The organism is Bacillus sp. USDA818B3_A (assembly GCF_009928415.1).
In the GTDB taxonomy this organism is placed as follows: domain Bacteria; phylum Bacillota; class Bacilli; order Bacillales; family Cytobacillaceae; genus Neobacillus.
Window position 1 is genome coordinate 443,970 of the sequence record NZ_JAABNN010000001.1, and the last position, 22,018, is coordinate 465,987.

A 22,018-nucleotide genomic window follows, 5' to 3' on the forward strand; every position below is an offset into this window, starting at 1 on the left:
AAAGGAATTTCATCATTAGATGATTAAAAAGACTTAACCACGGGGGTTAAGTCTTTTTCTATTTAATGGTATTGAATTTCTTTTAAACATAAACTAGACAATCTTATACATGACATCCTTTATCGTTGTCACGATAAACTCTAAATCTTCATCTGTTGAAGACAATGGCGGAGATAGTGTGAGAATATTATTAAATCCTGCAACGGTTGCCCCGTTTTTGCCAATTATCAACCCTTTACTCTTGCATTCGGTGATGATTTGATCAATCGTAGAAAGTGCGGCTGGTTCCTTCGTTTGTTTATTTTCCACGAGTTCTATTCCAAGCAAAAATCCAAAACTCCGAATATCACCAACAAGAGGGTGTTCGATAAGTTCATTCAGTTCTTGTCTTAACTGTTTACCTAACTGCTCTGCACGCTCAACTAGATGTTCACTTTCGTAGATTTCTAGATTTTTTAATGCTAAGGCACAAGCAGCCGGGTTTCCTCCAAAAGTGTTTACATGGCGAAAATAGCCAAATTCATCTTTACTCTTAAATTTATCATATAAATCACGGCGGACCGCAGTGGCTGACAGTGGCAGGTATCCACTGGTTAATCCCTTAGCCATCGTGATAATATCCGGTTTCATGTCGAAATGCATGTGGCCAAATTTCTTCCCAGTTCGGCCAAAACCACAAATCACTTCGTCCATGATTAACAGGACCCCATATTTTTTGCAGATTTCTTCTACTTTTTTCATATAGACAGGGTCCGGGACAAGAACCCCTCCTCCGGTTATGACAGGTTCCATAATGATTGCAGCTATCGATTCTTTTCCTTCCCAAATAATAGTTTTTTCTATTTCTAAAGCACATTGCAGATTAAACTTCTCAACCGTTTGCCCTTCCGGACGGCGATAACTATCCGGAGGACTGACATGAATAAATCCTGGGGCAAGTGGTTCGTAATTATATTTACGAACAGCCTGCCCAGTTGCCGCAAGCGCGCCCATAGAATTTCCATGATACGCCCGATAACGCGAAATAAATTTATAACGGCTGGGTTCTCCATTTTGCTGGTGGTATTGACGAACAATTTTGAAGGCAGTCTCATTTGCCTCTGAGCCACTGTTGGAAAAAAAGATGACATACTCGCCGTCTAACCATTCATTTAATTTTTCTGCTAGTTTGATTGCCGGGAGGTGGCTTTGAGAAAGTGGAAAATAGGAGATGCTTTTTAATTGTTCGTACGCCGCTTGGGCTAGTTCTTCTCTTCCGTATCCCACATTTACGCACCATAGCCCGGACATAGCATCTAAGTATTTATTGCCATTTATATCTGTAACCCATGAGCCTTTTCCTTCTAGAGCAATGGTAGGAGCACTATTTTCTTTATATGGAGTCATATGATGCCATAAATATTGCCTGTCTTTTTCGATCCATTCATCGGTTTCTTTTTTGTTCTTGGACATCTAACCCTTCCTTTCTGATTAGAATAAGCGTAGGTCCTGGTTTCATTGACCGGGAAGTTCGCCTTTTTCGTTTTTCGGTCAATGAACTGAGCTTTCATTGACCGAGGACGTCCTCTTTTTCATTTTTCGGGTAATGAACTGACCTCTCATTGACCGAGGACGTCCTCTTTTTAGCTTTTAGGGCAATGAAATGACCTTTCATTTACCGTCTCGCTGCAATTTCGCGTTGAAGGGGTAATGAACTGCATCTTCATTAACTCAGACATGTGGTCCTCCTCGATTTTCGAGCAATTATATCTAGTAATCACTCAAAAACGAGCTGTCAGCATTTTCTTTCTAGTATAAAACTCAACACCATCTGTACCATTGGCATGTAAATCCCCATAGAATGAAGCTTTGTATCCAGAAAAAGGGAAAAAGGCCATCGGCGCAGGGACTCCAACATTAACACCGAGCATCCCTGCATCTATCGTCTCGCGGAACTGACGCACGGCAGATGCACTATCGGTGTACAAACAGGCACCGTTCGCAAATGGGGAAGCATTTGCTACCTCGATTGCTTCCGTTAGGTCTTTTACTCGAACGATTGAAAGAACCGGTGCAAAAATTTCATCCTGCCAGATTTTCATATCTTTCGTCACTCGATCGAAAATTGTTGGTCCGACAAAGCAGCCAGGTCCGCTTACCGCTTCATCCTTACGCCCGTCTCGGACAAGCGCAGCGCCTTGCGCAATACCTGACTCAATATATTCAATTGTCCGCTTCTTATTGCCTTCACGAATCACTGGCCCAAGGAATACTCCCTCGGTAAGGCCATTACCAATCTGAATTTCATCCGCTAGAATGGACAAACGCTTGACCAACTCATCTGCTATACTCTCCTCCACAGCTACAACGGCAGCTGCCATACAACGTTCACCGGCTGACCCAAAGGCTGCGTTTGTAATTTCCTTTGCCGCAAGATCTAGGTTTGCGTCTTTTAAAACAATGGAATGATTCTTTGCCCCAGAAAGCGCTTGGACTCTTTTCAAATGTGCAGTTCCTTTCTTGTAGACATATTCAGCCACAGGCTGTGAACCGACAAAGGAGATGGCCTTGACATCTTTATGTTCGAGAAGTCCATTCACAACATCATGTGCACCATTGACAATATTTAGGACTCCCTTTGGCAATCCAGCTTCAGCAGCGATTTCTGCCAGTCGTGCCGCAAGAAGTGGAGTCCGCTCAGATGGCTTTAATACAAAGGCATTTCCACATGCTATGGCAATCGGGAACATCCAGCACGGAACCATCATTGGAAAGTTGAATGGTGTAATCCCTCCTACCACACCGAGAGGATAGCGGAACATACCGGATTCAATATTTGTGGCAATATCAGGAAGCTGCTTACCCATCATTAATGTCGGTGCGCCAGCAGCAAATTCAACACATTCAAATCCACGCTGCACCTCACCCATTGCTTCAGATAGACTTTTCCCATTTTCAATTGTGACAAGCCTGGCAAGTTCATCCCAATTGTCAACAAGCAGCTGCTGATATTTAAATAATATTCGGGCCCGCCTTGGAACAGCTGTTTGTGACCATGTTAGAAAAGCTTCTTTTGCTGCTGCAACGGCATGATCTACGTCCTCCTTTGTAGAAAGCGGGATTTCCGCAATGGCTTGCCCTGTGGCTGGATTGATAACAAGTTCTGTTTTGTCAGAAGATGAATCGACCCACTCCCCTCCAATATAGTTCTTTATTGGCTTAATTCCTTGTGCAAAAGTCGTCATTCAGGCAGTCTCCTTTTGGTTGAATGTTAAACTAGCAGCTTACTAAACTGAAATACGTTATGAGATAATCATGCTCCTGGACCCGGATAAACCGTTTGCTGTTGAATCAGCTTTACAGAAAAATACTTCCTAGCAGCGGGAGTTAATAGATGGATAGTTTCCATTTCCTTTTCACCACTACTGTCTTCTCTCTCAAAAAGAATATACGCACCGCTTAAATTTTCAGTTATATTCTTCATTTGATATCCCTTTTGAATATAAAAATCAATTAGGTCTCGTTCTTTTAAAAATTGTTGATATTCAGACACTTTGCATTTACTCCTTTCCTCGGCTCCATTTAAAGGCGTCCCTCAACTGTCTCCGGGATCGTAACAACTTCTTCATTCGTTTCAATCTTCCAATTACGCCCTACTGTAATCCCTAAATATTTTTCATCACTAGGGTCTTCAATTTCCGCTTGTTTGTATTGTTTAAACACCCAGAACTTGGCTAAGCAGTAATATACAACGGAACCAACTACAAAACCGATAATGGAGGAATAGGCTGGTAAAAGGTTTGCGACTACACCACCAATAATCCACGCAATCATGCCCGCCCAGTTAACACCTTTCAAATATTTAAATTGGCCATCCACTTCATATAAGTCACTTACATTGACTCTGCGCTTTCGAAGTAAGTAATAATCGGTAAACAAAATCCCCACCACCGAGGTTAAAATGCCTCCGATTACGAGCAGTGCACTGTTAAGCACTTCAAATAGACTCCAGGGCTGCGCCAGGGTACCAATGATTCCGGCAATAATAACACCGACCCAGTACGGAACTTTTGGACCTCCAACGTTTGAAAAAACAGTAGCTGCAGGAATGACATTGGCTGAAGTATTGGTTGACCATTGTGCCAACACAATCATAAGCAATAGAACTCCAAGCGCTATCCCACTTGCAGCTTCCTGAAGGGCTACAACAGGATCTGAATTCGAAACAGCCATATAGGAGACAGCTCCAATAATGATCATAAATGTATTCGTTATTGGCATGACGATAAGACTGCCAATTAACTGAGTCTTATTTCTTTTAAACCAGTTTCTTTCATTTTTTGGTGCCTTAAAGAATCTTGAGAGTGATGGCATATCCGCAGCCAGCGTGGACCAAAAGCCCATATTTGCCATGACGACCACCATAAAGGCCGTGAATGCCGCAGCACCGGTCACAGGATGTTCTTCCACCCACGACCAAATGTCCTTTCCTCCTGCAGCGGCTTTATCGGACAATGAAATATACATCCAACAGGAAATGAGAATAATGATAGGGGCCGCCAAGTCAGCAAATCGTTCAATTGACTTGATTCCCAGCGCCGTATTGACTAGCTGAGCTGCCGCAAAGAATAAAAAGCAAATAAACCAATTATCAAAACCAAATAATAAGTTTAAAATAGCGTTGATGGCAGTGGCCCCAAAATAAGTGTTAATCCCAAACCAGCAAGCAGCTGTTACACCACGAACAATAGACGGGATATGGGTTCCGACCGTACCAAACGGAGCCCTCATATAGACAGGAAAAGATAGTCCGTGTTCCACACCAATATCTCCGATAACGACCATGAAGATTCCAATCGCTAAAGAGCCAATCAGGGTGGCCAAAATAACCATCGGAAGTGGTAAATTTAGAATCCCAGCACCACCGATTGCAAATGCCGCTAAAACAATGGCCATTCCTACCCAAATAACGGCAAATCCAAATGGCCCTATATTCCTGTCTTCATGAGAAATAGGAAGCAAATCTGGAGATTTCAAATAATTACTGCTTTTCTTCAATCTACAACACCCCTTTTTCATTAATAGTTTTTGAAACCCCCACTGTTCCCTTGGCCATAGGGTGAAGGATCATCCATTTTCACCCAACTTCTACTAGTAATCTCTTACAATGTTAAAGTTTCTTTTTGTTCATCATTTTGATTTGATCCATATTTAGCCCGTTTTAAAAACTGTCCAGCGCCTGGTTTTCCAACAAACTGTTTATCACGGATCACAAATTCCCCCCGCGAAAGGACGGAGACAGGCTCGCCTGTCACTTTCATGCCTTCAAACGCATTATAATCCACGGCCATATGGTGCGTTTCAGCTGAAATAACGCGTTCCACTGTTGGATCAAAAATGACAATATCTGCATCTGCTCCAATGGCAATCGTTCCTTTTTTTGGATACAAACCAAATAACTTAGCGACCTTTGTTGAGGTGATATCGACAAATTGATTTAGCGAAATTCTTCCTTTCTTAACCCCCTCAGAAAAGAGAATACTAACCCGGTCCTCAATGATTGGCCCGCCGTTCGGGATTTTTGAGAAATCTCCCTTTCCGAGATCTTTTTGGCCGACAAAGTCAAAGGAGCATTGATCCGAACCTAAAGTCTGCAATTGACCTGTTCTTAGTGCATTCCATAATTCTTCTTGATTCCATTTTTCACGTAATGGCGGTGACCATACGTATTTTGCACCTTCAAAATTTGGCCTTTCTAAGTAAGATTGGTCTAAAACCAAATACTGCGGGCAAGTTTCACCCCAGATATCAATCCCTTTGCTTCTTGCCTCAGCAATTTTACGTGCAGCTTCTGCACACGATACGTGGACCACATATAGTTGGGATTTAGCTAATTCGGTTAATGTTGCCGCCCTGCCAGTAGCTTCCGCTTCTACTTCAGGCGGCCTTGTTAAGGCATGAAAAATAGGATCAGTATTACCATCTTCCAAAGCTTTTTTCACTAAATAATCAATTACGTCACCATTTTCTGCATGGACCATAACGAGTGCGCCAAGATTCTTTGCAGCAATCAATGTTTTGAAAAGTGTTTCATCATCCGCCTGAAACTGATTTTTATAAGCCATAAAAACTTTCAGTGACGTAATCCCCTCTTCCTCAATCATTTTAGGCAGTTCCGCCAGCTTTTCATTATTCATCTTTACAATTTGCAGGTGGAACCCATAATCGATCACAGCTTTATCTTTTGATTTTGCATGCCAGGTATTGACCGCACTTTTCAATGTCGCCCCTTTTGTAGTTAAACAGAAATCAATGATGGTTGTCGTACCGCCAAAGGCTGCCGCCATTGTACCTGTTTCAAAGTCATCCTTTGTAACCGTCCCGCCAAAGGGCATATCAAGATGGGTATGTGGATCAATTCCGCCGGGGAACACGTAACAGCCTTTTGCATCAATGACCTCTGCACCGGCAGTTGGGAGATTTTCTCCGATTTGAGTAACGACCCCATTTTCAATACACACATCGGCCAGGTAAGTATCAGCCGCTGTTACGACTGTTCCATTTTTAATGATTTTTTTCATCATCTCACTCCATTCTTTTTGAATGTCTGTTATTTTATTTTTTAACAATACCGATTTCACAAGAGAGTTTTCCTAGTGCTGCCTGCCGTTCATTCCAGGTCATCGGCGGCAGTTCACTAGGAACTTCAACCATTTCAATCGCACCATCCACAGGGCAGACGATTGAACATAAATTACACCCGACACAATCCTCTTCCCTTACCTTCAGAATGCTATTTCCATTAACGTCCTTCAGCATATCTATACATTGATGAGAGGTATCCTCACAGGCAATATGGCACTTATTGCAATTAATGCAGACATCATTATTGATTCTGGCAACAATACTATAGTTCAAATCAAGGTCGCCCCAGTCGGAATATTTCGGTATGGATTTACCAACTAAATCCATAACAGAGGCAATACCCTTTTCATCTAAATAGTTATTTAATCCTTCAATCATATCCTCCACGATTCTAAAGCCATGGTGCATGGCCGCTGTACAAACCTGGACCCCGCTTGCCCCCATCAACATAAATTCAACTGCACTTTGCCAGTTCGAAACTCCTCCAATTCCAGAGATTGGAATATTAATCCTTGGGTTTCTTGCACACTCCCCAACCATATGCAAGGCAATTGGTTTGACCGCCGGCCCGCAGTATCCTCCATGTGCACCTTTCCCAGCAACATGCGGAATGGTATTCCAAGTATCAATATCCACCCCTGCTAAACTATTAATGGTATTAATCATACTAATGGCATCCGCACCTCCCTGGACCGCTGCCTCAGCCGTTGCTGTGATATCGGTTATGTTCGGTGTGAGTTTTACGATTACCGGAGTCTTAGCTGCTTCCTTAACCCAATAGGTTTGTTTTTCAACTAGAGCTGGAACTTGCCCTGATGCAGCTCCCATCCCTCTTTCAGCCATTCCATGAGGGCATCCAAAATTTAATTCAAGTCCATCTACGCCTACGGCCTCTACCTTTTTTACAATTTCGTGCCATTTTTCCTGCTTTGGCTCGACCATTAATGAAGCAATAATCGCATGATTAGGGAATCGCTTTTTGGTTTCATAAATTTCTTTTAGGTTTACCTCCAGAGGGCGATCCGTTATGAGTTCAATATTGTTAAATCCCGCTACCTTTTGGCCATTAAAGCTGACGGCAGCAAATCGTGAAGATGTATTGATTATTGGCTCTCCCAATGTCTTCCAAACGGCACCTCCCCAGCCTGCTTCAAACGCACGTTGGACCTGATAACCAGAGTTTGTTGGGGGTGCTGAAGCTAACCAAAATGGATTTGGTGATTTTATTCCAGCCAGATCAATCCGTAAATCTGCCATATTCCTACCTCCTTTTTATGCTTGATTCCATTGATCTCATGCGGTCTCAACAACTGAAGGTTTCAGTATTTGATGGATACTATAGGCACTTTCTTTCCCTTGCTGGACGGCAGATACCACCATCGCATCACCCTGTTGTCCTTTCCCAAATATGACATCTCCACAGGCAAATACCTTCTGATTGGATGTTTGATAGGTGGCAGGATTAATCTTTACAACACCGCCATTATGCTCTAGCTGAAATTGTTCGATCAGTTCCACATATCTGGATTGACCATTTGCTTTAATAACCGCATCAACTTCAAGGAAAAATTCGCTACCTTTGATCGGAACAGGGCGCCTTCGGCCATCTTCACCTGGTTCTGTCAGCTCCATCTTGATGCATTCAATACCAGTTACCTTCCCATGCTTATCACCTACTACCCTCACTGGTGCAGTAAGCCAGCGGAATTCCACCCCATCCTGTTTGGCGAATTCATATTCGAATTCATAGGCAGTCATTTCCTCCCTTGTTCGTCGATAGAGGATTTTGACATTGTCAGCGCCGAGACGAACTGAATTTGTGGCGGCATCAATCGCTGTGTTTCCTGCACCTATTACCACAACCTTCTTTCCTAAAAGGTGATTTGAAAGTGGTTTTGTTTTCGTTTCCTTTACAAATTCGATGGCGTCGAAAACCCCTGTCAATTCCTCACCACTTATTCCTAACGACGGAACTTTGGACATTCCAACCGCAAGAATAATAGCGTCATAGTTTTTCAAGACTTCTTCTGTTGTTATATCTTTACCAACTCTTGTGCTGGTTCGAATTTCAACATTTAAGCTCTCGATTTGCTTCACTTCCCAGAAGGAGATGTCCAGCGGTAGTCGAAATGGAACGATTCCATAGGTATTTAATCCGCCAGCCTTTTCTTCTGCTTCAAAAATAGTAACTTCATAACCCAGTAGCGCAAGTTCTCTTGCAGCAGACAATCCTGCTGGTCCACCTCCAACGATTGCCACTGTCTTTCCATTTTTCTTTCCAGCCTTAAAGAGGGATTGCTCATTCTGGATTGCCCAGTCCGTTGCATAACGCTGAAGGTTCCCAATCATAATTGGCTTGGTAGAATGGTTCAAGACACAAGCGCCCTCACATAATTCTTCCGTCGGACAGACACGCGCACAGCTGGCACCGATGGGATTTGCAGTGAAAATCGTTTTTGCGGATCCTTTTAAATTGCCTGACGCAATTTTTTTTATAAACGAAGGTATATCAATTCCAGTAGGACACGCTTTGATACAAGGTGCATCGTAACAATAAAGACATCGATTGGACTCTTCAAATGCTTCCTGCTTGGTTAATCCAGGAATAATTTCATGAAAATTCAGACTTAAATCTTCAGATGATAGTTTGGAATGATTTGTCACACCCAATTTTCCAAAACCTCCTTCATAGATATCTGATTAAAATGACAGGACCGCCTCCAGCAGGACATTTACTCCCTTAGCGCAATCCTCCCAAGTGGTAAGCTCTTCTTCACAATGGCTTTTTCCATTAATACTTGGAACAAAAATCATGGCTGTTGGGATATAGCTAGCCAAAAATTGTGCATCATGACCGGCACCGCTATCCATTCTTTTATAGGAGTAGTTTAATGATTTCGTAGATTTCTCTAACAGATCACATATTTGTTCATCAAATAAAACAGTTGATCGGTCCCATAGTTTCTCCGTTCGAATTTCACAACCCTCATTAGCCGCCGATTGTTTGAGACCTAGAATAATCTCTTCAACCTTTTTAATTACGATTGGATCCTTGTGTCTAGCTTCTAGTGAAAAAATGACTTTATTAGGTATGACTGTATGAATATTAGGTAGGACGTTCATGCGGCCCATAGTGAAAACTAAATCCTTATTAAGAGCACGTAGCTTTTGACGAGCTTCACTAATCAAATTATTGGCAGCAAAAAGTGCATCTCTTCTCATGTCCATTGGAGTTGTGCCAGCATGGTCTGATTCTCCTGTCACCTCAATTTCATAGCAAACCATTCCAAGCACGCATTCTACTACACCGATGGATAAAGATTCCCTTTCAAGAATCGGTCCTTGTTCAATATGTAATTCTAAGAAGGCCGATGCTTCCTTTAAACGAGATTCTTCCTGTCCAACATATCCGATTGACTGTAGTGCTTTTTCAAAAGTAATACCATTGACATCCTTTTTCTTAAGCATTGCGGCTTTATCGAATTTACCTGACAACACACCGGAAGACATCATCGATGGTTCAAATCTGGCCCCTTCTTCATTTGTTATATCAGCAATGACAAGGGGAATTCTTGGCTTAATATTATTTTCAACTAAGGCACGAGCAACTTCTAAACCAGCTACTACACCTAATACTCCGTCAAACCGTCCCCCCTTTTTTACGGAGTCTAAATGGGAACCAATCACGAGCGGCGGTTTGTCTTCGACACCGGCTAATCTTGCGTAGATATTCCCCATATCATCAATCTCAACCGACATCCCCAAATCTTTACAGCAAGATATATAGTACTCTCTAGCTAAACGATCCTCTTCTGACAGGGCTAAACGTGTTACGCCATTATTTTCAGTACGTCCGATATTAGCAAATTGTTCAAGCGTGGACTGCAAACGTTCGCTGCTGATTACTATTTTTTGTTGTTCCGTCACCTGCATCCTGCTCCTTTCATCACATTCTGGTGTGAAAAAATTATTTAACTATACTTAGATCCTCCTAATTGTTAAGCTAAAACTAGCTTAATGTCTTTTATATGTCTTTAATTAAAGGCCTAGATTAATTATCTTCCTTAAATAAAACTTATTCCATTATCTGGTAAGGTAATCTAACAAAGTAATTATTAAAACCGCCGTCATTTTTTCTCCATAGATTTTCCACCTATATGACTGGTCACTAAAAAGTCAGGTACATATCTTTGTTCTCCCTTTTCATTGACTAGTTTTGCTAATTCAGCATAATCGATTTCGTAAACAATCCGAGGCCGCCCTTTTTGATTCATGGTCTCTTTCCCAATGATTCTCGCAATCTTCTTTTCGCATAAACCTTTTAAAATTCTCGCGGCATGACGTTCGCTCGTATTCATCCCAATACTTAATTCCCTTGTGGTCACATCTTTTTTCTGTATCATAGATAACCAGGCATAAAATTTACGCAGCGTTAACGAATTTTGATTATTATCGTCACTTTTTTGAAGTGGATAATTCATTGTTTCTACCGTTCCAAGCGGCCCGTAGATTCTTTTTTCTGCGTCGATTAAAAAACTGCTTCCTTTTTTCTCTCTTATCGAAAATTCAAGAGCATTTCTTGCATTATAAGCGGCACTTTCGGCTGTATCCGCATAGCCAATCCCAAGATTAACCGTAGCGGTAAAAAGTTTGTTTAGATCATTAAGGAAGGAGAAATCTTTTCTTCTATTCGTTACTTTTTCAAACACACCACGTGTGGTATAAAGCGTAATAATATCTTCTTCCGAAAAGTTAGTGCCGGAAAACAGCAGATTTCCATATTCTAAAATTCTTTGTTTGATTAAATGACGTTCTTTTAGGAATTGCTCATCCCTTTCCCTTTCGTTAAAAATCATCTTAAATTGTAAGACGGTAATCTGAGCTTCCTCTTTTTTTTGCCTCTGCCCACTTAATACCGCTTTGCGTAATGTTTCTCGTATATTTGCATTTGTGTGTTTAATTAAAAAAACAGGTACATGCAAGGCCATTAGTCTTTCATACACTGAGTTTAAAGTGGTGGCAACGACATGTACTTTTCCTTCTTTCAATAAATTAAAGTGATAGCCTGCTAACAAATCACTGTCCACTGTCTCTTCTTCCTTAAATGTGATTAATCGATACGGGATTCTAGAAATGCCCATTTCCTCATAGATTTCTTCAATATAATAGGGCTCAACAATATCGAAACTAATAATAGGGTAACGAAGGTATTTTTCATAAATCTCTAATAGGATTCGATAAATATCGGAGCCTTCAAACGGAATAAAATAAGATATTACATCCAAGGGGATTTCCCCTTTTGAAATAAAAAAAGGCGTCGGACCAGCAAAAATATATATATCCTTCAGCTCTTGGTGTTCCCGGACTAATATTGCTGATTCTTCTGCCTTTTCGTAGATTAGTGATTTTGTTCTGAGTTCATTAAATTCACATGCAATCTTGCTTATTTTATTTACTAATGGCCTGGGCCCAATAATAAAGACATTAAGTTTTACCATCATCACCTCCGTTCAACGACCATGAATGCTCGTTCTTTAATAGGCCGCTTGGGCTGATTATCTTTATTACTGTTGAAAAAATCCACCACTTTGAAATATAAGCTCACATTGAAATTTATGTAAACGGATACATTTTAGAACAAAAAAACCTGGTCCTATTGATTGGTACAAAGGATCAGGTCTTCTGATGTCTAGAAACATATTTATTATTTGTAACCCAGAATCGCCAAGGATAGTCTCTGGCTTCACCTGAATTGTCAATTCCAATTCTTTTTCCAGATGATATGCTGTTTGGTGAAAAACCTTTGGCTATAAATAAGGGTGGTGCTGTAAGCTGCCAGCCATAGTCCTCCATTGAAATCCCAAGTGCTTTTGTCAGTTTGCCTGGGCCGTTTGTTAATTTTATTAGATCTTCCATGTTTCTTCTGGTTTTCATAAGTTCAATACCGTGCTTAGGTTCCAAGGCTCTTATTAATACCGCTTCAGGTTTCTCCTCTCCTCCGCTTACCACATTAAACAGGCAGTGTGTATGCATAACATACGTATAGGCTAGACCGGACCGTTGAAACATGACTTCCGTTCGTTTCGTACGCCGGTTTTGGAAGCTGTGTGCTGCTCTGTCACCTGGACCGATGTAAGCCTCAGTCTCTACGATATACCCTGAGGCTATGCCTTCGTTTGTTTCTTTTATTAGCTGGCATCCGAGTAATGCCTTCGCTAGTTCAAGAGTAGGCTGTTCATAGAACTCCTGTAGTAATGGAACCTCCTTCTTAAAAAAATCTTCCACGTCTGTATCACTCCAAAAAACAATTTATATTAATACTTGTACCTAATATTCTAGTGTTCAAAACACACCTATTACCTTGTTTTTTCTTCAAGAGGTATTTGTTGACGGCAGTCTGCTGGTTCTAACACTAAGATTCTTCCTTTAAAGGCATGATTGAAGACTCTTTACTCGTCTTTGCACTTAGTTTGTCCTTTAGACGGCTTATTAAGGACACTTTACTCGTCTTTGCTCTTGGTTTTGTCTTTTAGAAGGCTTATTAAAGACACTTTACTCGTCTTTGCTCTTGGTTTTGTCCTTTAGAAGGCTTATTAAGGACACTTTGACCGTCTTCTCACTTGGTTTTGTCCTTTAGAAGGCCTATTAAGGACACTTTGACCGTCTTTGCACTTGGTTTTGTCCTTTAGAAGGCTCATTGGAGACACTTTGATCGTTCTAACACTACAGTTTCTCCTCTAGAAGCATGACTGGAAGACATTCTCGTTCTAAGTTGTTTTTAAGCAATAAAATTTAATCTATTTTAGTTACCAATCCCAAAAGTGTAGGAACGCCTTTCTGTTATGAAGGGTTTTCTTTTTCAGTTATAAACCATCCTCCATGTTTTCTTTCTATAAGGAAGATTTCTTCATCAAATTGTTTCCTTAAGACTTTATATTCCTCATTCTCAATTTTAACCATTGCTACTTTTATTTTCTTAACAGCTATTTCTGGTTTTTGCACTTCAAAAATTAGGTTATTTATTAAAAAGAAAGTTTTCTCACGTTTCATTCTCTCCACTTCCTTCCCCTAATATTAATACGTATAGAATTTGCCAAACATGAAAAATGTCCTTCATTTTTTTAGAATTTAAACAATATTATTTAAATTAAAAAATTTACAAGACTTTTACAGTAAATGAGCAATTCATTAATAATCGTTTATTATTATTTAATTAGTGAAAGAATTTAAGCGGTGGAGCCCTGTGCTAATTTTGCCGGAAGAGGTGATATATATGCAAAAACAATTAGTTGAGTATAACGGAAGAAATTATCTGCTTCTTCATCGTTACTCCTCAGATTATTGCGAAATCCAGGATACACAATACAGATATACTATTCTCTTAGTTCAATACTCTGAACTATCTTTTTAGACAATTTAATTATTCACCATACCTATTAAGAAGCGTATTCCTGCGCTTCTTTTTTATTTAAAGATAGGTTCCTATTCTATCCTTTCAACCATGACCTTTTTCCTAAAAAACTAAAACCAATCTTTACAGTTTATTTATAATAGATTAACAATTTCATTTTAAAGTTTAATAGTAAGCAAATTTATTTTAAACACTTTAGGGGGTATTGATTTTGTTTAAAAACAAACTGAAGAAAAAGATTTTACCGGTGGCAGTTCTTTCTACAGTAGCATTGGGGGCTTTACTTGGAACGGTACATAATGATGTCAAAGCTAAAGAGGTTAAACCAAACAATGCAGAAATTAAGAATGTTATTTTCTTAATTGGCGATGGAATGGGAGTTTCCTATACTTCCGCTTATCGTTACCTAAAAGACGATCCTTCTACAAAAGTGGTGGAGCAGACAGAATTTGATAAATATCTTGTTGGACAACAAAAGACATATCCAGAAGACCCTGCACAAAATGTAACTGATTCAGCAGCCGCAGCAACCGCCATGTCTGCAGGTATTAAAACTTATAATGCCGCAATTGGTGTAGATAATGATGGCTCATCTGTAAAAACCGTCTTGGAAGCAGCGAAGGAAAAAGGCAAATCGACTGGATTGGTAGCGACATCAGAAATCACCCATGCGACACCGGCTTCCTACGGTGCACATGATGTCAGCCGTAAAAACATGAATGCCATTGCTGATGATTATTATGATGAAATGATTAAGGGCGGACATAAAATCGACGTCATGCTTGGCGGCGGATTAAGCAACTTTGTTCGTCAAGACCGAGATCTTACAAAAGAATTCCAAAAAGATGGTTACTCCTATGTAACTACTAAGGAAGAAATGCTGAAAAACAACAACACAAAAATGTTAGGATTGTTCGCTCAAGGCGGAATGCCAAAAATGCTGGACCGCGCGGCATCCACGCCTTCATTGCAGGATATGACCGACACTGCCTTGAAGAAATTAAGCCAAAATAAAAAAGGTTTCTTTTTAATGGTAGAAGGAAGCCAAATTGACTGGGCTGGACATGACAACGATATTGTGGGCGCAATGAGTGAAATGGAAGATTTCGAGAAAGCATTTAAAGCAGCAATTGAATTTGCTAAAAAGGATAAGCATACTCTTGTTGTGGCTACAGCAGACCATTCAACTGGCGGATATTCAATTGGAGCTAAAGGTGATTATAACTGGTTTGGAGCTCCGATTGCAGCAGCAGAACGCACACCTGACTTTATGGCAGAACAAATTTTAAAAGGAGCAGATGTTGAACAAACACTGAAAAACTATGTTAATTTACAATTAACCTCTAAAGAAATCGAGTCTGTCAAGGAAGCAGCTGCATCTAAGAATGTAACTACTATTGATAATGCGATTGAGGCTATATTTGACAATCGTTCTGTTACAGGCTGGACAACTGGCGGACATACTGGTGAAGATGTGAACGTATACGCCTATGGCCCTGGAAGCAGCTTATTTGCTGGAAACATTGATAATACGGACCAAGCCAAGCATATCTTTGATATTCTAAAAAATGGTAAGTAATCTTTGAAAAAAATCCCGTTGACCTACTATTCAACGGGATTTTTTCTTGACCAGTTGAAAAGAGATTTAGAATTCTACAACATACTGCCTCGGTGGGATGATAACTAACAAAAATAACCGCCACTTATCCACAATCTCCCCCATATTCTTCAGCGAGTTATCATTTATCTAAACTTTACAAAACTCAACAAACCTTTACATATAATTCATGAGGACTAAAAAATTGGCCTATATAATAACTATTAAACCAAACAGAAAAGAGAGGTGAACATACATAATGTACAACTATACAATTTACGTTACATTCGAAGGGAAAATCTATCAAACTAATGTAATAGCTGACAAAAACCAACCAGAAGAGGAAGTTTACCAAATTGCAAAAGAACAAGTTATGAAACAATGGTCAAACTAAAATAATTTTGGTTTATATTTTTCAAAATTAAGGGGAAATTGATTTGCTGTTGTTAGATAGTATTTTACTTATATGTGTTAAAACGTTTTTACTTATTGTTACCGTTTTTTCGTTTGTTTTAGCAGTGATCCTATTAAAACAGTCCTCTGATCGTACACCGTTTATTTATTTTGTTATTAGTATTGGGTGTATATGCACTTTTTTAATCCTTAATAACACAAAAAGATGAATACAAGCAATTAGCTGAGTTTATAGAATGTTATCTATATCAATCAAAAAAATCCTATGTGGTATAGGATTTTTTTGATTGACTTCATTTTATAATGAAAATAACACGTATTTTCTATTGTTAGCTACATTCCAGTCATTTTCAACAGGGCATTTCTTATGGATTCATATTAGGATGAAAGCAGCTTATTATTTAGTTTTGCCTTTAATCGTTTTAATTTTCTTTTATGAGTTCTTATTGCAGTTTCCTTATCTTTTAAACTTGTGGTAACCACCCCATTGCTTTCTATTACAACCAAATTATTTATTCCACCTTGATAGTTTCTATAGGAAATATACATATTTTAATCCTGCCTTTGATAAATATTTGACATCCCCTAATTATTTAACAATTATTTCATAGGATTCTAATAATTATTCTAGCCAATAATTTTTTAGTTTCGATTAAAAAACAGTAAAGTTTTCTTTAATTATTTCTTACAAATTATACAGATAAAATCAGGCATTTCTAGATAAATAAGTTGGTACTAGATAAATCCAATTTCCTGTGTAATTAATTCCAACACCCTCTGTTTATAAAAACACTACAGACTTTTTATCCATGACCTCTCTCATATAAATCTAAAACTAATCTTTACATTGTATTAATGATACATTTACAATCTCTGTTTATAGTTTAGTAGTCAGCAATTTTTGAAAGCTATTATATTTTATCTGGAAGGTGAACCTGCCATGAAGTTTATTAAACCGGTTATTCTTGTATTACCCCTATTCTTATTTGGCTGTAATGCTGTTCAGAATATAGAACCTACTGTGAAGGCAACCGAAAAACAAGAGCATGCCACTGAAAGCAAGGACAACAACTCAGTGAAAGAAAATAATAGAGCCAAATCTTTGTCTGATATCTATGTCCCAAATCCACAAGTATCTGATGATACCGAACTTCTTCAAGCTGGACAAACGATAAAAGATAGTAAAGGTACCATCACCTTAAAAGGGATTGCCGCACAAAATAGGACTTATACAATCGGACCAGTTGAAATGAGAATTAAGAATGTCAAATTAATTCACAATATGCCGACCTATTCGTTAATGGATTATTTTCACTATTATACAGAGAGTTATGAAGAATTTGATTTTGTTAAGGTAGAAGTTGAGTTAGTCAATAAATCTAATCAAACCGTTCATTTCGGTCCAGTGGCTCATCTAACGACAAGTAATGGTGAGACACGATCTTTTGAAGATGACTTTTATATAGAATACTTAGGCGGACAGATCGACCCTAAGGGTTCAAAACAAGGGGCACTTGGATTTATCCTTGAAAAATCAACCCCTGCTATCCAATGGGCTGAAATAAAAACCAGCGACGTACTTGATGAAAATCATAAAGAATTAGGTAAATCACAGACCATTAAAATTGATTTCAATTAATATTCAATTCAGAAAATTAGTTGACATTTCAAACAATGGTGCTATTATTAAATTTGCAAACAATTAAATATGGAAAATAAATCCGCTAGAGGTGCCTTTTTAAAGGGCTGAGATTGAAGTATGACTTCGGGACTCTATGAACCTGATCTGGTTAAGACCAGCGTAGGGAAGTGGAAAACGCGATTTTTGAGTTCTTTTTTGCGTTTTATTTGAGATTATCAAACCACTTTCTTGCATAGGAAAGTGGTTTTTTGTATTTCACTTTTCCTCAATCAGCGGAAATATATGAAGGTGGTGACGCGAATTATAACGAAAGCCAAAGAATTACATATTATTTCAAACGGCAAGATGTCAATTGAACAATTAAGGGAGATTTTAATCGATATTCATCCATTTATAACTTCGATTCACTTACGGGAAAAGCAAAAAACAGCAAGGGAACTTTTTCAAGCGGTGGAGTTACTCTCTAATGATATCCCCTTAGCAAAAATAATCTTAAATGACCGGGTGGATGTTGCATGCGCTGGAAAGGCGGCAGGTGTTCAGTTAGCCTATCATAGTCTAGAGACAGGACTGGTAAAAAAAACATTTCCTCAGTTACGAGTGGGATGTTCTATTCACTCTTATTCTGAAGGAGAAAAAGCGCTCCAAGACGGGGCTGATTTTGTGCTATTCGGTCACGTCTACCCTTCCCTATCTAAACCAGGTAAAACACCGAAAGGGCTTAAGGAGTTATCATTGGTTTCCAAGTGGGATATTCCAGTTATCGCAATTGGCGGGATTACACCAGAAAATACGAAACAAGTGATTCAAGCCGGGGCAAGTGGCATTGCTGTTATATCAGGAGTATTAGAATCACGTGATCCTTTATCAGCGGTCAAGGCTTATGTAAATGCATTAAAAGATGGAGATGAAAATAGTGAAAAATTCATATGATGTGGCAATTATCGGCGGTGGAATTAACGGGAGTTCGATTGCCTATCAACTATCAAAGATTGGTAAAAGAGTGGTCATCATTGAAAGGAACCAATTGGCTCGTGAAGCTTCAAGTGCAGCGGCAGGAATGCTGGCAGCTCAAGCAGAGATTGAAGAGGATGGTCCATTTTTTCAACTTGCATTAAAAAGTCAGGCTCTGTTTCCTGCCCTTTCAAAAGAATTATTTGAGCTTACTGGAATGGATATTGAGTTTGTTCAGCACGGCATGATTAAAATCGCCGAAAATGAAAGAATGGCAAAAGAGGTTCAACAGCAAGCAGCTTTTCAAAGTAATTGGGATCCAGATATCGAATGGCTCGATACCCACAGTTTAAGAGAATTGGAACCCTCTCTCTCTCCTAGCATAGCTGGCGGGATGTATCTTCCAAATGATGGCCATGTTCATCCAGCTAAATTATCACAGGCCTTTGCAGCCGGAGCGAAAAATTTGGGAGCGGCCATTCTTGAAAATACAGAGGTCCTTGCTTTTATCTATGAACAAGACAGAATCATTGGGGTGAAAACCACTGCAGGAAACATTCATTGTAACCAAGTCGTCCTTGCAACTGGCGCATGGGCATCAAAGCTCATGCAGGAGACAGGTCTAGATATCAAGGTTTATCCTGTCAAAGGGGAATGTTTCTCTGTAAAGACAAATTCTCCTATCATTAACCGGACTATTTTTTCAGATAAACGATGTTATCTGGTTCCAAAACTTAATGGTGAAATCTATATTGGTGCCACCCAAGTTGACAATACATTTGATAAAAAAGTGACACCCGAAGGAATTGCAAGATTGGTAGAAAGAGCAGTTCAACTAGTACCACAGATTAAGGATGCCCCGTGGGAAAGGGTTTGGGCAGGAGTTAGACCGCAAACTGGGGACGGCCTCCCCTTTATTGGTGAACATCCATTATGGAAAGGGTTGTTTATTGCAGCCGGGCATTACCGGAACGGAATATTATTAAGCGCAGTCACAGGTACTCTAGTAGCTGACCTTTTGGAAGGAAGACCGGATGAAAACCTGCTTTCTGCTTTTCGGATTGATAGAAATAAAGTAATGGTGCATTAGGAGGTTAAAAATGAACGTTTTATTAAACGGCGAATCCATTCAGTTATCAGACAACATTGTATCCGTGGCGGATTTACTGAAACATTACGAAATCCATAATAAAGTCGTTGTTGTCGAAGTGAATGGTGATATTTTATCAAGTGAGAATCACCAAAGTACTAGATTATCAGATAAAGATCGAATCGAAATTGTTCATTTTGTAGGAGGCGGTTGAAATGTTAAATATAGGTCCATTATCATTTAATTCTCGTTTATTGCTTGGCACTGGAAAGTACCCTAGCTTTGATATCCAAAAGGAGGCTGTTGAAGTTTCTCAAGCTGAAATCCTGACGTTTGCTGTCCGTCGGATGAATATTTTTGAACCGAGTCAGCCGAATTTCTTAGAGCAGCTGGACACCAATAAATATACACTGCTTCCAAATACTGCCGGGGCAAAAACGGCTGAAGAAGCGGTTCGTATTGCTAAATTAGCAAAAGCCTCAGGTCTATGCGATATGATTAAAGTGGAAGTCATCGGTTGTGATAAAACTTTGCTGCCTGATCCAATTGAAACCCTTAAGGCAACGGAAGAGTTAGTAAAGGAAGGATTTATTGTCCTCCCTTATACATCTGATGATGTTGTCTTAGCAAGGAAACTTCAAGAAGCAGGATGTCATGCAGTCATGCCAGGAGCTTCACCAATCGGTTCTGGTCAAGGGATCATCAATCCAGTTAACCTAAGTTTTATTATTGAACAAGCAATGGTTCCGGTGATTGTTGATGCCGGTGTAGGCTCCCCTGCCGATGCCGCGCTGGCCATGGAATTAGGTGCAGACGGTGTGTTACTTAATACGGCCGTTTCTGCAGCAAAAGACCCTGTCAAAATGGCTAAAGCGATGAGTTTGGCGATTGAAGCTGGCCGCCTCGGTTACGAAGCCGGCCGAATCGAGAAAAAGAGGTACGCTGCTGCCAGCAGCCCAAAGGAAGGAATGAGTATCGGGTGAATAATCGCTACTCGCGCCAGGAATTATTCCCACCTATCGGAAAAGCTGGGCAGGAAAAAATTTCAGCTAGTCATGTTCTCATCATTGGGGCTGGGGCACTTGGTTCCGCAAATGCCGAAGCACTTGTCCGTGCGGGGGTTGGGCGGCTTACCATCGTTGACCGCGATTATGTGGAATGGTCTAATTTACAACGGCAGCAGCTTTATACAGAAGACGATGCAAAAAAAAGGCTGCCCAAAGTCATTGCTGCCAAACGTCGCTTAACAGCTATTAACTCTTTAACAGCAATAGATGCAGTCATCGCGGATGCCTCAGTTTTAGAACTTGAGGAATGGGCGGAAAATGTAGATCTCATTATTGATGCAACGGATAATTTTGAAACCAGAATGATGATTAATGATGTATCGCAAAAGCATGGAGTCCCATGGATTTACGGTGCCTGCGTTGGGAGCTATGGTATCTCCTACACGATTATTCCTGAAAAAACACCTTGCCTATCTTGCTTATTAGATACAGTCCCACTAGGAGGGTTAACCTGTGATACAGCTGGAATTATTAGTCCAGCTGTAAATATGGTTGTTTCTTATCAAATCAGTGAAGCCTTAAAAATTTTGGTTGGCGACCTGGATTCCTTGCGAAACAAACTGGTTTCCTTTGATTTGTGGAAAAACCAACACAGTGCCATAAATGTAGAGAAATTAAGAAAGGAGGCTTGTCCCTCTTGCGGGGAAAGTCGGTCGTACCCTTATTTATCCTTTGAGAACCAAACAAAAACAGCGGTACTGTGTGGAAGAGATTCGGTTCAGATACGCCCTTCCCTTCCCATTATCCGTGATTTAGAAGCAGTAGAAAAGGTTTTAGTGAATCAAGGTGGAACTATACAGCGAAATCCTTATCTTTTATCTTTTAGTCTGGCTCCTCACCGACTAGTCATTTTTAAAGACGGAAGGGTTTTGGTACACGGAACGAAGGATATCTCTAAAGCAAAGGCGCTTTACCACAGATATTTAGGATAATAAAAGAGACATTCCATTAGGTAGGCGTTTAAAAAACTTCCTTCTTAACGGCTAACGGGTTCCGTTAACTATCTCAAACAATAGATATGTAAAAGAAAAATGACTATCATATGTAGATTTGATAGTCTTTTTTTTATAGGTTCGATTTTTGGGTGTTCGGTCGTCTATACGGTCTATTGGCTACCCTGCTCAATCTTTTTTTGGGTGTTCGGTCGTCTATAAGGTCTATTGGCTACCCTGCTCAATCAATTTTTCGGTTTATGGTCGTCAATAAAGTCTATTGGCTA

The 22,018-nt window shown here is 39.8% G+C and carries 20 protein-coding genes and 1 riboswitch; of the genes, 9 read left to right on the forward strand and 11 right to left on the reverse strand.

Annotated elements, in window-relative coordinates; genetic code table 11:
* Positions 1-93: 93 nt before the first annotated feature.
* The 11 genes from GXK58_RS02095 to GXK58_RS02145 all read right to left on the reverse strand — a co-directional run bounded on the left by GXK58_RS02095 (position 94) and on the right by GXK58_RS02145 (position 13,674).
* Positions 94-1,452, reverse strand: a complete 1,359-nt coding sequence (locus GXK58_RS02095) for an aspartate aminotransferase family protein (RefSeq protein ID WP_160719397.1) — start codon at positions 1,450-1,452, stop codon at positions 94-96.
* Positions 1,453-1,760: 308 nt separating this feature from the next.
* Positions 1,761-3,224, reverse strand: a complete 1,464-nt coding sequence (locus GXK58_RS02100) for a CoA-acylating methylmalonate-semialdehyde dehydrogenase (protein ID WP_160719399.1) — start codon at positions 3,222-3,224, stop codon at positions 1,761-1,763.
* Between the two features lie 68 nt (positions 3,225-3,292).
* Positions 3,293-3,532, reverse strand: a complete 240-nt coding sequence (locus tag GXK58_RS02105) for a hypothetical protein (RefSeq protein ID WP_160719401.1) — start codon at positions 3,530-3,532, stop codon at positions 3,293-3,295.
* 29 nt (positions 3,533-3,561) lie between these two features.
* Positions 3,562-5,037, reverse strand: coding sequence for an NCS1 family transporter (locus tag GXK58_RS02110; protein WP_202171264.1), 1,476 nt, complete (start codon positions 5,035-5,037; stop codon positions 3,562-3,564).
* Between the two features lie 104 nt (positions 5,038-5,141).
* Positions 5,142-6,560 (reverse strand): dihydropyrimidinase, encoded by a 1,419-nt coding sequence (hydA, locus tag GXK58_RS02115; protein ID WP_160719760.1) that lies wholly within the window; start codon positions 6,558-6,560, stop codon positions 5,142-5,144.
* Positions 6,561-6,594: 34 nt separating this feature from the next.
* Positions 6,595-7,881, reverse strand: a complete 1,287-nt coding sequence (preA, locus tag GXK58_RS02120; RefSeq protein ID WP_160719405.1) for an NAD-dependent dihydropyrimidine dehydrogenase subunit PreA — start codon at positions 7,879-7,881, stop codon at positions 6,595-6,597.
* Between the two features lie 36 nt (positions 7,882-7,917).
* Complete coding sequence (locus GXK58_RS02125; protein WP_160719407.1) at positions 7,918-9,294, reverse strand: NAD(P)-dependent oxidoreductase; 1,377 nt, start codon at positions 9,292-9,294, stop codon at positions 7,918-7,920.
* Positions 9,295-9,324: 30 nt separating this feature from the next.
* The gene (locus tag GXK58_RS02130; protein WP_337248155.1) at positions 9,325-10,551 is read right to left on the reverse strand and encodes a Zn-dependent hydrolase; all 1,227 of its coding nucleotides are present in this window, start codon (positions 10,549-10,551) and stop codon (positions 9,325-9,327) included.
* A 200-nt stretch (positions 10,552-10,751) separates the two neighbouring features.
* The gene (locus GXK58_RS02135) at positions 10,752-12,122 is read right to left on the reverse strand and encodes a hypothetical protein (RefSeq protein ID WP_237389530.1); all 1,371 of its coding nucleotides are present in this window, start codon (positions 12,120-12,122) and stop codon (positions 10,752-10,754) included.
* A gap of 175 nt (positions 12,123-12,297) precedes the next feature.
* On the reverse strand, positions 12,298-12,909 hold the full coding sequence (locus GXK58_RS02140; RefSeq protein ID WP_160719419.1) for a DNA-3-methyladenine glycosylase: 612 nt from the start codon (positions 12,907-12,909) through the stop codon (positions 12,298-12,300).
* A 555-nt stretch (positions 12,910-13,464) separates the two neighbouring features.
* Positions 13,465-13,674 carry a hypothetical protein gene (locus GXK58_RS02145; protein WP_160719421.1) on the reverse strand — a complete coding sequence of 70 codons (210 nt, stop codon included), beginning with the start codon at positions 13,672-13,674 and terminating at the stop codon, positions 13,465-13,467.
* A 223-nt stretch (positions 13,675-13,897) separates the two neighbouring features.
* Between GXK58_RS02145 and GXK58_RS02150 the strand changes: the two genes are divergently transcribed.
* The 9 genes from GXK58_RS02150 to GXK58_RS02190 all read left to right on the forward strand — a co-directional run bounded on the left by GXK58_RS02150 (position 13,898) and on the right by GXK58_RS02190 (position 21,731).
* On the forward strand, positions 13,898-14,035 hold the full coding sequence (locus GXK58_RS02150) for a hypothetical protein (protein WP_160719423.1): 138 nt from the start codon (positions 13,898-13,900) through the stop codon (positions 14,033-14,035).
* Between the two features lie 211 nt (positions 14,036-14,246).
* Positions 14,247-15,614, forward strand: a complete 1,368-nt coding sequence (locus GXK58_RS02155) for an alkaline phosphatase (RefSeq protein ID WP_160719425.1) — start codon at positions 14,247-14,249, stop codon at positions 15,612-15,614.
* 277 nt (positions 15,615-15,891) lie between these two features.
* Positions 15,892-16,026: a BA3454 family stress response protein gene (locus tag GXK58_RS02160; protein WP_160719427.1), complete on the forward strand. Its 135-nt coding sequence runs from the start codon at positions 15,892-15,894 to the stop codon at positions 16,024-16,026.
* Between the two features lie 960 nt (positions 16,027-16,986).
* A complete protein-coding gene (locus GXK58_RS02165) occupies positions 16,987-17,685 on the forward strand; it encodes a DUF4352 domain-containing protein (RefSeq protein ID WP_160719428.1) in 699 nt (232 codons plus the stop codon).
* 77 nt (positions 17,686-17,762) lie between these two features.
* A riboswitch (TPP riboswitch) is annotated at positions 17,763-17,871 on the forward strand.
* 99 nt (positions 17,872-17,970) lie between these two features.
* Entirely contained in the window at positions 17,971-18,621 is a 651-nt protein-coding gene (locus tag GXK58_RS02170; protein ID WP_160719430.1) for a thiamine phosphate synthase, read from the forward strand.
* Entirely contained in the window at positions 18,605-19,732 is a 1,128-nt protein-coding gene (thiO, locus tag GXK58_RS02175; RefSeq protein WP_160719431.1) for a glycine oxidase ThiO, read from the forward strand. Before GXK58_RS02170 ends, thiO begins: the two co-directional genes overlap by 17 nt.
* 10 nt (positions 19,733-19,742) lie before the next feature.
* Positions 19,743-19,946, forward strand: a complete 204-nt coding sequence (gene thiS / locus GXK58_RS02180; RefSeq protein WP_160719433.1) for a sulfur carrier protein ThiS — start codon at positions 19,743-19,745, stop codon at positions 19,944-19,946.
* A 1-nt stretch (position 19,947) separates the two neighbouring features.
* Positions 19,948-20,715: a thiazole synthase gene (locus tag GXK58_RS02185; protein WP_160719434.1), complete on the forward strand. Its 768-nt coding sequence runs from the start codon at positions 19,948-19,950 to the stop codon at positions 20,713-20,715.
* Positions 20,712-21,731, forward strand: coding sequence for a thiazole biosynthesis adenylyltransferase ThiF (locus GXK58_RS02190; RefSeq protein WP_160719436.1), 1,020 nt, complete (start codon positions 20,712-20,714; stop codon positions 21,729-21,731). The genes GXK58_RS02185 and GXK58_RS02190 overlap by 4 nt, the downstream gene beginning before the upstream one ends.
* Positions 21,732-22,018: the final 287 nt, after the last annotated feature.